The following is a 12,171-nucleotide window of genomic DNA, read 5'->3' on the forward strand; positions in this document are numbered from 1 at the left end:
CACGCTGGCGCGCATTGCCGAAACCGGCACCATCAACCTGGGCCACCGAGAGTCCTCGGTGCCGTTTTCGTATTACGACGGCAAGCGCCAGGTGGTCGGCTACTCGCAGGACCTGATGCTGAAGGTGGCCGATGCGATCAAGGCCGAGCTGAGGCTGCCGGCGCTGACGCTCAAGCTGGTGCCCGTCACCTCGCAGAACCGCCTGGCGCTGGTGCAGAACGGCACCGTGGACCTGGAATGCGGCTCGACCTCGAACACGGCCGAGCGCGGCCGGCTGGTGGCGTTTTCCACCTCCATCTTCGTCATCAGCACGCGGTTGCTGGTCAAGCGCGGCGCTGCCATCCAGGACTTTGCCGACCTGGCCGGCCGCAAGGTTGTCGTCACCTCCGGCACCACCTCGGACCGGCTGCTGCGCACCTACAACGAGTCCCGCGGCAGCCGCATCCAGATCGTCACCGCGCGCGACCACGACGACGCCTTCCAGGCGCTGGAGCAAGGCCAGGTCGAGGCGCTGATGCTGGACGACGCGCTGCTCTACGGCGAGCGCGCCAAGGCCCGACAACCCGAGGACTGGATCGTCACCGGCACGCCGATGTCCTCCGAGGTCTACGGCTGCATGATGCGGCGCGACGACCCGGCGCTGAAGGCCGTCGTGGACCGCGCGTTGACCCGCTTGCTGACCAGCGGCGAGGCCTTGAAGATCTACACCCGCTGGTTCCAGCGGCCCATTCCGCCGCGCGGCCAGAACCTGAACTGGCCGCCCTCCGAGTCTCTGCTCAAGCTTTACCGCCAACCCGGTGACCAGCCGCTCCCCTGAGGCTGGCCCGCGTTTCCTTTTTTCGTTTCCTGACCATGATGGAGTCCTTGATGTTCACCAAACTTGCTTCCCCTTCGACCCGCCGTGCATTGCTGGCTGCGGCTGCCCTGTCCGCCGTGGTGGGCAGCGTGCATGCCCAGGCCACCGACACGCTGAAGAAGATCAAGGACAGCGGCAGCGTCACGATGGGCGTGCGCGAGTCGTCCGGCGCGCTGTCGTACACCCTGGGTGACGGCAAGTACGTCGGCTACCACATCGAGATCTGTGAGAAGGTGCTGAGTGACGTGCGCAAGCAGCTGGGCCTGAGCTCGCTGGCCGTGAAGTACCAGCCGGTCACTTCGCAGAACCGCATTCCGCTGGTCCAGAACGGCACCGTGGACATCGAGTGCGGCTCCACCACCAACAACGCGACCCGCCAGAAGGACGTGGCCTTCGCCGTCACGACCTACGTCGAAGAAGTGCGCATCGCGGTGAAGGCCAGCTCCGGCATCACTGGCATTGCCCAACTGGCTGGCAAGACGATTGCGACCACCACCGGCACCACCTCGGTGCAGACGCTGCGCAAGCACGAGCGCGCCACCGGCGTGGACTTCAAGGAGCTCTTCGGCAAGGACCACGCCGACAGCTTCCTGCTGCTGGAATCCGGCCGCGCCGATGCGTTCGTGATGGACGGCCAGATCCTGGCCGGCAACATCTCCAAGGCCAAGAACCCGGCCGACTTCAAGATCGTCGGCGAAGTGCTGTCGGTCGAGCCGATCGCGATCATGATCCGCAAGGACGACCCGGCCTTCAAGAAGGCCGTGGACGACAGCATCAAGGCGATGATGAAGTCCGGCGACATCGCCAAGCTCTACGACAAGTGGTTCCTGCAGCCCATCCCGCCGGCCAATACCAAGGTTGGCCTGCCGCTGTCTGAAGCCACCAAGGCGGCCTGGGCGAACCCGAACGACAAGCCGATGGAAGAGTACGCGAAGAAGTGATCTGCGCTTCATGCGGAGGCGCCGTCGCTGAGCGGCGGCGCCCTTCATGACTCATCAAGGCCAGCCAGGAGGGAAGTTCGCAATGGCGACTTGGGATTGGGAGGTGTTCTGCAAGGACACCATTGAGCAACAGGTGGCCCCGCGGTGCTTCGGCGCCAAGGGCGACGTCACCTACCTGGACTGGCTGCTGTCGGCCTGGGGCTGGACGCTGAGCGTCTCGCTGCTGGCGCTGATCGTGGCGCTGCTGGTCGGCTCGCTGATGGGCATTCTGCGCACCACGCCGAGCAAGGCGCTGGTGGCCTTCGGCAATGCCTGGACCGAGCTGTTCCGCAACATTCCGCTGCTGGTGCAGATCTTCCTCTGGTACCACGTGCTGCCCACGCTGGTGCCGCCGCTGCGTGCGGTGCCCAGCTTCCTGCTGGTGGTCGTGGGCCTGGGCTTCTTCACCTCGGCGCGCGTGGCCGAACAGGTGCGTGCCGGCATCCAGAGCCTGCCCAAGGGCCAGCGCTACGCCGGCCTGGCGATGGGCCTGACGCTGCCGCAGACCTACCGCTACGTGATCCTGCCGATGGCCTTCCGCATCGTCATCCCGCCGCTCACCAGCGAGAGCATGAACATCGTGAAGAACTCGTCGGTGGCCTTCGCGGTGAGCGTGGCCGAACTGACCCAGTTCGCGATGCAGGCGCAGGAGGAAACCTCGCGCGGCATCGAGGTCTACCTCGCGGTGACCGGGCTGTACTTCGTGTCCGCCTTTGCCATCAACCGGATCGCCAAACTGATCGAAGGCTGGATCCGTGTGCCGGGTGTCGCGGGGGGTGGGCGATGAATCTCGATTTTTCCTTCCTCAGCTGGCAGATCGTCTCCAGCTTCATTGCCAAGGGTTTTTTCTTCTCGATCCAGCTGACGCTGGTCGCGATGATCTGCGGCATCGCACTGGGCACGCTGCTGGCGCTGATGCGCCTGTCCGGCAAGCCGTGGCTGGTGTGGCCGGCCACGATCTACGTGGACACGCTGCGCTCCGTCCCGCTGGTGATGGTGATCCTGTGGTTCTTCCTGCTGATCCCGCTGCTGATCGGCCGCCCGATGGGCGCCGAGTTGTCGGCCATCATCACCTTCTCGGTGTTCGAGGCAGCCTACTACTCGGAGATCATGCGGGCCGGCATCCAGAGCGTGCCGCGCGGCCAGCAGTACGCTGGCTACGCGGTCGGCATGACCTATGCGCAGACCATGAAGCTGGTGGTGCTGCCGCAGGCCTTCCGCAACATGTTGCCGGTGCTGCTGACCCAGACCATCGTGCTGTTCCAGGACACCTCGCTGGTCTATGCCATCGGCGCCTATGACCTGCTCAAGGGCTTCGAGGTGGCCGGCAAGAACTTCAACCGCCCGGTCGAGACCTACCTGGTCGCCGCGGTTGTCTACTTCGTCATCTGCTTCAGCCTGTCGATGCTGGTGCGTCGCCTGCAGAAGAAAATCGCCATCATCAGATAAGGACATGCTGTGATCGACATCAAGAACATCTCCAAGTGGTACGGCAGCTTCCAGGTGCTGACGGACTGCACGACGACGATCAAGAAGGGCGAGGTGGTGGTGGTCTGCGGCCCATCGGGTTCCGGCAAGTCCACGCTGATCAAGACGGTGAACGCGCTGGAGCCGTTCCAGAAGGGCGACATCGTGGTCGATGGCATCAGCCTGTCGGACCCCAAGACCAACCTGCCCAAGCTGCGCAGCCGCGTGGGCATGGTGTTCCAGCATTTCGAGCTGTTCCCGCACCTCTCGGTGACCGAGAACCTGACGCTGGCGCAGATCAAGGTACTGGGCCGCAGCAAGGACGACGCCATCGTCCGCGGCCTGAAGATGCTGGAACGCGTGGGCCTGAGCGCCCACAAGGACAAGTTCCCCGGCCAGCTCTCCGGTGGTCAGCAGCAGCGCGTGGCGATTGCCCGCGCGCTGTCCATGGACCCGATGGTGATGCTGTTCGACGAACCCACCTCGGCGCTGGACCCGGAAATGGTCGGCGAAGTGCTGGACGTGATGGTCAAGCTGGCCGAAGAGGGCATGACGATGATGTGCGTGACCCACGAAATGGGTTTCGCCAAGAAGGTCAGCAACCGCGTGATCTTCATGGACGCCGGCAAGATCATCGAGGACTGCAACAAGGATTCCTTCTTCGGCAATGCCGATGAACGCTCCCCACGCGCCAAGGATTTCCTGTCGAAAATCCTGCAGCATTGAACAGGCAGTGAGCTGCCAGCCCGAGATTCACGGGCAGGACCGGGCCGGCGCCTCCGTCAAGGGAGCGCCGGCCCTTTTTGTCGGAGCCGGAGACGCAGCCCGCCCGGCGGGTGGGATCAGGTACGCCTGAGACCGGGTGCTCAATGCAGCAGGAGGGACTGGATCCACTCCGCGGACTGGCTGACCTCGGTGTCCACCGAACGTGCTAGCGGCTGGTAGCGCAGGCCGATGGCCACCCGGCCGGTCCACCAGACCAGCCGGCCGGTGGGCAGGGCCACCAGTCCCGGCGTGGCCTGCTCGGGCACGCAGCACGAGGCTTCGCTGATGCCGGGCGCGGTGGCCGAAGGCAGCTGCAAGGGCCGCGCGATGTGTCGGCGGGCGCTGTCGCGGCGTTCGGCCGCCAGCGGGCTGGGGAAGATCTGTTTCTGGACAGCAATTTCAGACATGGCGCGCTCCTGAAGACAAACCCCGTGACCGCCGCGACCGCAGGCGGTCCACGAGGGCATCGTGAACATTCTTGGGAGGGGTCGCAATGGGGTTGATCATGCGGCGCAACAGATGTCCTTGATGCCAGCGTGCAGCGCACGCGCGCGTGCGGTTTGTCCTACGCTTGGGGATTGGTTTCGCGGCGGAGCGGCCATCGCCCCGGTGGGAGAATCCGCCGCATGACTGCTGCCGCGATTTCCCCTGCTTCCACCACGCCCGCCGCCGTGGACCGCCTCACCCTGATCCGCCCGGACGACTGGCACCTGCACGTGCGCGACGGCGCGCCCATGCACGGCGTGGTGCCGGCCAGCGCGCGCCAGATGGGCCGCGCGCTGATCATGCCCAACCTGCGCCCGCCGGTGACCACGGCCGCGCAGGCAGCGGCCTACCGCGAGCGCATCCTCGGCGCCGTGCCCGCAGGGCGGGATTTCCAGCCGCTGATGTCGCTCTACCTGACCGACAACACGCCCCCGGAAGAGATTGCCAAGGCCAAGGCCGCCGGCGTGGTCGCGCTCAAGCTTTATCCGGCTGGCGCCACCACCAACAGCGACGCCGGTGTGACCGACCTGCGCAAGTCCTACAGGACGCTGGAGGCGATGCAGCGCGAAGGCCTGCTGCTGCTGGTGCACGGGGAAGTGACGGACCCCGAGGTGGACCTGTTCGACCGCGAGGCGGTGTTCGTCGAGCGCGTGATGAAGCCGCTGCGCCAGGACTTCCCCGAGCTGAAGATCGTGATGGAACACCTCACGACCAAGGAAGGGGCCGAATACGTGGCCCAGGCCGGCCAGTACACGGCCGGCACCTTCACCGCGCACCACCTGCTCTACAACCGCAACGCCATCTTCCTCGGCGGCCTGCGCCCGCATTACTACTGCCTGCCGGTGCTCAAGCGCGAAGTGCACCGCCAGGCCCTGGTCGCAGCGGCCACCTCCGGCTCGGACCGCTTTTTCCTCGGCACCGACAGCGCGCCGCACGCCTCGGTGATGAAGGAAGCCTCGGTCTGCGGTGCCGGCTGCTTCACGGCACTGAGCGCGCTGGAGCTTTACGCCGAGGCCTTCGACAACGCCGGTGCGCTGGACAAGCTCGAAGGCTTCGCCAGCCTGCACGGCCCGGCCTTCTACGGCCTGCCGCCGAACACCGACACGGTGACGCTGGTCCGCGAGGCATGGACCTTGCCTGAGGCCATCCCGTTTGGCGACGCGCAGCTCAAGCCGCTGCGCGGCGGCGAGACCGTCGCCTGGCGCCTGGTCGACTGAGCGCCAAGACCTTCCAGCGGCGCTTTCGGGCGCCGTTTTTCATGGACCCGGCAGGTCTGCCCACAAGGCGGGTCGTGCCACAGGAACCCTGCAGCATGCACCCGCTTCCCGGCTTTGCTCGCGCCCGCACCCTGGCGCCGCTCGTCTCGCTGGCCCTGGCTTTTCCGACCTGGGGCGCAGACACGCCGCCGGCTGCCGACAAACCGCCCGCCTGGAACGTCAACCAGCCGCCCGGCCCGGCCAAGACGGTCAAGCTGGACACGCGCACCGGCACCTGGATGAGCGTGGACATCAGCCCCGACGGCCAGACCCTGGTCTTCGACCTGCTGGGCGACCTCTACCTGCTGCCGGTGGCCGGTGGGGAGGCCAAACCGCTGACACATTCCATGGCCTGGGAGCAGCAGGCGCGCTTCTCGCCGGACGGCAAGCAGATCGCCTACGTGAGCGATGCGGGCGGCGGCGACAACCTCTGGGTCATGAACCTGGATGGCAGTGGTGCGCGCGCCATCACCAAGGAAGACTACCGGCTGCTGAACAGCCCCGTCTGGCACCCGAACGGCCAGTACATCGCCGCGCGCAAGCACTTCACCGGCACGCGCTCGTTGGGCTCGGGCGAGATCTGGCTGTACCACGTGAACGGCGGCAAAGGCCTGCAGCTCAACGAGAAGCCGAACTGGCAGAAGGACCGCGGTGAGCCCGCGCTGTCGCCGGACGGCAACTTCCTCTACTACTCGCAGGACAGCACGCCCGGCACCAGCTTCGAATACAACAAGGACGCCAACGGCGACATCTTCCGCATCTACCGCCAGGACCTGCGCGACGGCAGCACCGAGACGCTGGTGCGCGGCCCCGGCGGCGCGGTGCGCCCCACGCCTTCGCCGGACGGCCAGTGGCTGGCCTTCGTGCGCCGCGTGCGCAACCAGAGCACGCTGTTCCTGAAGAACCTGCGCACCGGCGAGGAGCGCGCCGCGTGGTCCCACCTGGACCGCGATCTGCAGGAAGCCTGGTCGGTCTACGGCGTGTACCCGGCGTTTGCGTGGACGCATGACGCGAAGCAGATCGTCGTCTGGGCCCAGGGCAGGCTCTGGCGCGTGGACCCGTTCAAGGGCAGCGCGGCCGAGATCCCGTTCCACGTGCAGGACACGCGCGAGGTGCGCGAAGCGCGGCGCGAGCCGGTGCCCGTCGCGCCGGACAGTTTCGCGGTGCATCAGTTGCGGTGGGTCAACGTGTCGCCGGACGGCAGCCGTGTCGTCTATTCCGCTTTGGGGCACCTCTATGAAAAGCGCCTGCCGGATGGCGTGCCACGCCGGCTGACGAAGCAGGACGAGCGCTTCGAGTTTTTCCCCAGCTTCTCGCGCGACGGCAAGCAACTGGTCTTCACCAGCTGGACCGACGCGCAGCTGGCCCAGGTGCGCACGCTGGACCTGGCCAACGGCCAGGAAACCGTGCTCACGCCCGAGCCCGGCCACTACCTCGCGCCGCGCTTCTCGCCGGACGGCAAGCGCGTGGCCTACAGCAAGGCACGCGGCGGCTACCTCAGCTCGCCGTGGCATGCGCTGGACACCGGCATCTACCTGACCGATGCCGACGGCCGCGGCAAGCCGCAGCGCATCGTGAAAGACGGTGAAGCGCCGCAGTTCGGTGCTGGCAGCGACACGCTTTTCTTCACGCGCGATGTCAGCACCAGCGAGGTCGACGCCCAGCACAAGCTGATGCGCCTCAACCTGGCGGATCGCCAGGAGACGGAGGTCGCGCACAGCGAGTTCGCGTCCGAATTCGCCGTCTCGCCCAACGGCCAGTGGCTTGGCTTTGTCGAACGCTTCCATGCCTACGTGGCGCCGCTGCCGCAGACCGGCAAGCCCATCAGCATCGGCCCGAAGATGGATGGCCTGCCGGTGCGGCAGCTGGACGTGAACGCAGGCGAATACATGCACTGGAGCGGCGACAGCCAGCGCCTGCATGTGGCGATTGGCGACGAGTTGTTCACCACCGCGCTGAGTGCCGCATTTGCGCCAGGGACCGAGGACAAGCCAGGCTACAAGCCGCCGGAGCACGGCCAGAAGATCGGCTTCACGCAGGCGGCCGACAAACCCGCCGGCCGCATCGCGATCACCGGCGCGCGCATCGTCACGATGCGCGGCGACGAGGTGATCGAAGACGGCACGGTGCTGGTCGAAGGCAACCGCATCGCCTCAGTCGGCCCGCGCGCTGCGGTCAGCATCCCGGCCGATGCGAAACAGGTCGACGCGCATGGCAAGACGGTCATCCCCGGCCTGGTCGATGTGCACTGGCACGGTGGCATGGGCGAAAGCGGCGTGATCCCGCAGCAGAGCTGGGTCAACTTCGCGTCGCTGGCCTTTGGCGTCACGACCATTCACGACCCGTCCAACGACAACGGCGAGATCTTCACCCAGTCCGAGCTGCAGCGCGCCGGCCTGGTCATCGGCCCGCGCATCTTCTCCACCGGCACCATCCTCTACGGCGCCAAGGCGGACCAGACGGCGGTGATCGACAGCCTGGACGATGCGCTGACGCACCTGAAGCGCCAGCAGGCCGAGGGCGCGATCAGCGTGAAGAGCTACCAGCAGCCCCGCCGCGAGCAGCGCCAGCAGGTGATCGAGGCCGCGAGGCAGACCCGGATGATGGTGGTGCCCGAAGGCGGCTCGCTGTTCGAGATGAACATGAGCATGGTGATCGACGGCCACACCGGCATCGAACACGCGGTGCCGGTGGACGCTGTCTACGACGATGTCAAGCAGCTCTGGTCGCAAACGGCAGTGGGCTACACGCCCACGCTGAACGTTGCCTACGGCGGGCTGGACGGCGAGCACTACTGGTACGACCGCACGGAAGTCTGGAAGCACCCGCTGCTGACGCGCTACGTGCCGCCCTCGGTGCTGGTGCCGCGCAGCGTGCGCCGGCCGACCGCGCCTGACGAGGACTACAACGTGATCCGCGCTGCGCGCACCGCGACCGAGCTGTCACGCGCCGGCGTGGGCGTGCAAATTGGCGCGCACGGCCAGCGCGAGGGCCTGGGCGCGCATTGGGAAATGTGGATGTTCGCGCTGGGCGGCATGCAGCCACTGGAGGCCATTCGCGCCGCCACGCTGACCCCCGCGCGCTACCTCGGCATGGACCGCGACATCGGCTCGCTGGAGGTGGGCAAGCTGGCCGACCTGGTGATCATCGACGGCAACCCGGTGGCCGACATCCGGCAGAGCGACCGCGTTTCGCAGGTCATGCAGAACGGCCGGCTCTATGACGCGGCGACGCTGAACGAAGTCGCCCCGCGCCAGAAGGCTCGCGCCCCGCTGTTCTTCGCCGGGCAGCAAGGGGCCGCGATGCCGGTGACGCTGCAGGGCCATGGGGCTGATCAGGACTGAGGGCGGGGGGCGGTAACGCTCCGGGCATGTCAGCCCGGAGTCGCCTGACTTGGTGGCTGTTCAAGGCTTGCCCAGTCACGGCGGTGCCACGAATAAATGGGGTCAGAGTCAATTTATCCTGAGATACCTCAAATCAAGGGCACGGTCCTGTCTAGATAAATTGACTCTGACCCCATTTATTCGCGCTCAACCTCGGCGCTGCGGCAAGCCCAACATCCAACACTGAACCTCCGAAGCAATCGCCCCGCCAGTGGCGGCGGTTCCGGATCACACCGGAGCGCTGCAACTGGCGGGGCGATGTCACAGGCGACCCGAAGACCGTTGCAACTGAGGTGCCTCAATGAGGCTGTGTCATCACAGCGAGTTCAGGAACACCAGCATCGCCTCACGGTCGTCCTTGCTCAGCGCCTCGAAGCGCTGGCGGCTCTTGGTGGCTTCGCCGCCGTGCCACAGGATGGCCTCGGTCAGCGTGCGGGCGCGGCTGTCATGCAGGTAGCCGACCTTGCCTGCGGTGCCGGCCACCTTCTCGGTGTAGCCCACGCCCCACAGCGCCGAGGTGCGCCACAGGCTGCCGGTTGCCTGGCCTTCGACCAGGTTGTCGGCCAGGTCCGGGCCCATGTCGTGCAGCAGCATGTCGGTGTAGGGTTTGATGGTCTGGTTGCGGTTCTCGGCCAGTTCGGAGAGGCCGCCGGTCTTGATCTCGGCGGTGTGGCAGGCCACGCAGCGGGTGCTGGCAAACAGCTGGGCGCCGGCGGCCACCTGCGTCGGGTTCACGTCCAGGTAGGACAGCGGCATGACGCCCTTGGGGAAGCCGCTGGCCTGGCTGCGCTGCGCGGGTACGCCCAGCAGGCCGAGGTAGCGGGTGAGCAGTTGCAGCGCGTCTTCGCTGATGCCGGGTTCGACCTTGGCGGTGGTGCAGTTCGCCGGGCCCGCCAGGCAGTCGCGGTTCGGGTAGACCGGCGAGGTGACTGACATGTCCTGCAGTGCCGCGGCTGCGGCCTGGTGGCGCAGGCTGACCTTGGCGGCCTTCCAGCCGTAGCGGCCCACGCGCACGGCCTTGGTCTCGGGGTCGTAGACGAAGTTGGCCACGCCCTTCACGCCGTCTTCGTCCGGCGTGCTGCGCACGCGCGAAAGGATCTCGGCATCGGTGATGGCTTCCAGCAGGCCCATGCCGATCATCGGCTGTGCGCTGCGCAGCGAATACACGCTGGGCGTCGGGCCGTCGAAGGCGACCCTGGGCTTGCTCAGTTCCACGGCGGTGCCGTCGGCCAGCGTCACGGTTTTGGTGTCGAAGCCGGCCACGCGCACGCTGGTGCCCCAGTCCTGCGGCAGGCCGGTGCTCAGCGAGCGGCCGTTCATCTGCACGTTCAGGCCATAGGTCGGGTGCGGCAGCTGGTTGCCGTTGCCGTCCAGCGTCGCGGTGCGCACGGCCATCGTGTCCAGCCGCTGGTTCAGCGCGCTGGGTGCGAGGCTGCGGCCGTTGTTGATGTGGCAGCCGAAGCAGGTCGACTGGTTGAAGCGTGGGCCCTGCAGGCGCACGGCCGCTTCGTTACGGTCGTTGCCGGCTTCGGTGTGGTCGCCGGTCCACATGTTGGTGTGGATCCAGCGCCGGCCTTCGACAAAGCGCTGCATGTTCTGCATGCCGATCTGGTTGTTCGGCTGCTGGAACATGAACGTGGCGTTGTCGGCGTAGTCATACGAGATCGAGCCAATGCCGCCTTGCAGTGCCTCGGCCGGCAGCGGCGCGTTCATCAGCCGCGGCTGGATGCCGTACCAGGGCCGCAGCCCGCTGCCCACCACGTAGGTGACCTCGTTGGTGTAGTAGCGGTAGGCGCCGCTGTCGCCCACGGCGTCCATCGCGGCGCGGCTGGAGAAGAACGAGCCTGTGAACTCGATCGCATCGCCCACCTTCAGCGCACGCGAAGGAACGTTCACGCCGTTCGGGACCATCACACCATTGGCATTCGCCGCGATGTCGCTGTGGCCGGGCACGTTGTCCAGCACCACGCTGCAGCCGTCGTTGGCGCCGATCACGCCGTTGTAGCCGCTGGTCGGCTTGGCCAGCGCGTTCTGCGGTGGCTTGGCGATCACCGGGCAGGAGGTCAGGTCCTTGAAGCCGTCCGTGTAGGTGGTGTCGTCCAGCAGGTCGCCGGGGGACATCCAGCCATAGCCGGTGACGCCCGGGTCGTCGAAGCGGCGGAAGAAGGAATGGCCGCCGCCGCGCTGGGCTTCCTGGTAGTACTGGTTGACGACGATGGTCGGCTTGGTGACGCCAACCACCTTGCTGTTGTCGATGAACTCCACGCCCCAGGTGCGGTTCTTGAAGTAGTTGGCAACGAAGTTCAGGTGCGCGCCGGGGCCCTTGTCCTGCGGCTTGCCGTTGGCGTCCACCGTGTCGTTGACGCCGTAGCCGATCTCGTTCCAGTCCTCGCCACGCTCGCGGGCGTGGCGCGAACGGCCAACCATGCCGAAGCGCGTGACCAGCGTGCCGTCGGCCAATGTGAACTGCACCGTCTCCAGCGGCGCCTGCGCGGCGGGCGGGGCGGCGAGTGCCGCGCCGTTGGCCGGGAACAGCACGGCCGAGGTGGCCAGCACCGGCAGCGAGTTGTCGCTGCCAGGGGACATGAAGCTCACCTCGTACAGCGAATACCCGTACTGCGTGCCGCGGGCCACGCCCTGCAGGCGCAGGTAGCGCACGTTGGCATTCAGGTTGAAGAACTCTTCGTTGCCGCCCTTGCCGCCGATCACGTAGCGGATCTGGTACCAGGTCACGCCGTCGTCCGAGCCCTGGATTGCATACTCCTTGCCGTAGGCGTTCTCCCAGGACAGTTTCAGGTAGCCCAGCGGCGTCTTGGCGCCGAAATCGAACTGGATCCAGGCCGCATCCTCCTGCGCGCTGGACCAGCGCGTCGTCATGCTGCCGTCGATCGCCAGCGCCGCGCTGTTGCCACCTTCGACCGCCGAAGAAGTGGCGGTCACCGGGTTCACCGCCACGCCAGGCTTGCTCAGGTCAAAGC

Annotated in this window: 9 protein-coding genes; 7 read left to right on the plus strand and 2 right to left on the minus strand. The window is 66.8% G+C overall.

The features are described from left to right. The 5 genes from FKP22_RS09055 to FKP22_RS09075 form a co-directional block, all read left to right on the plus strand. Positions 1-817: transporter substrate-binding domain-containing protein (locus tag FKP22_RS09055; RefSeq protein ID WP_141287129.1), on the plus strand; the 817-nt coding region annotated here is incomplete at its 5' end. 50 nt (positions 818-867) lie between these two features. Then, positions 868-1,797 carry an amino acid ABC transporter substrate-binding protein gene (locus tag FKP22_RS09060; RefSeq protein ID WP_141287131.1) on the plus strand — a complete coding sequence of 310 codons (930 nt, stop codon included), beginning with the start codon at positions 868-870 and terminating at the stop codon, positions 1,795-1,797. Between the two features lie 82 nt (positions 1,798-1,879). Continuing rightward, on the plus strand, positions 1,880-2,623 hold the full coding sequence (locus FKP22_RS09065) for an amino acid ABC transporter permease (protein WP_141287133.1): 744 nt from the start codon (positions 1,880-1,882) through the stop codon (positions 2,621-2,623). Beyond that, complete coding sequence (locus tag FKP22_RS09070; protein ID WP_141287135.1) at positions 2,620-3,285, plus strand: amino acid ABC transporter permease; 666 nt, start codon at positions 2,620-2,622, stop codon at positions 3,283-3,285. The genes FKP22_RS09065 and FKP22_RS09070 overlap by 4 nt, the downstream gene beginning before the upstream one ends. A 9-nt stretch (positions 3,286-3,294) precedes the next feature. Next, entirely contained in the window at positions 3,295-4,029 is a 735-nt protein-coding gene (locus FKP22_RS09075; RefSeq protein WP_141287137.1) for an amino acid ABC transporter ATP-binding protein, read from the plus strand. A gap of 140 nt (positions 4,030-4,169) precedes the next feature. Here FKP22_RS09075 and FKP22_RS09080 read toward each other — a convergent pair whose 3' ends face one another. Continuing rightward, a complete protein-coding gene (locus FKP22_RS09080; protein WP_141287139.1) occupies positions 4,170-4,475 on the minus strand; it encodes a hypothetical protein in 306 nt (101 codons plus the stop codon). Between the two features lie 219 nt (positions 4,476-4,694). Between FKP22_RS09080 and pyrC the strand changes: the two genes are divergently transcribed. Together pyrC and FKP22_RS09090 are read left to right on the plus strand one after the other, a co-directional pair. Continuing rightward, a complete protein-coding gene (gene pyrC / locus FKP22_RS09085) occupies positions 4,695-5,771 on the plus strand; it encodes a dihydroorotase (protein WP_141287141.1) in 1,077 nt (358 codons plus the stop codon). Positions 5,772-5,866: 95 nt separating this feature from the next. Further along, entirely contained in the window at positions 5,867-9,154 is a 3,288-nt protein-coding gene (locus FKP22_RS09090) for an amidohydrolase family protein (protein ID WP_170200820.1), read from the plus strand. 354 nt (positions 9,155-9,508) lie between these two features. Here FKP22_RS09090 and FKP22_RS09095 read toward each other — a convergent pair. After that, positions 9,509-12,171: di-heme oxidoredictase family protein (locus FKP22_RS09095; protein WP_211361350.1), on the minus strand; the 2,663-nt coding region annotated here is incomplete at its 5' end.

This window comes from Ideonella azotifigens, assembly GCF_006519715.1.
Lineage (GTDB): Bacteria > Pseudomonadota > Gammaproteobacteria > Burkholderiales > Burkholderiaceae_C > Ideonella > Ideonella azotifigens.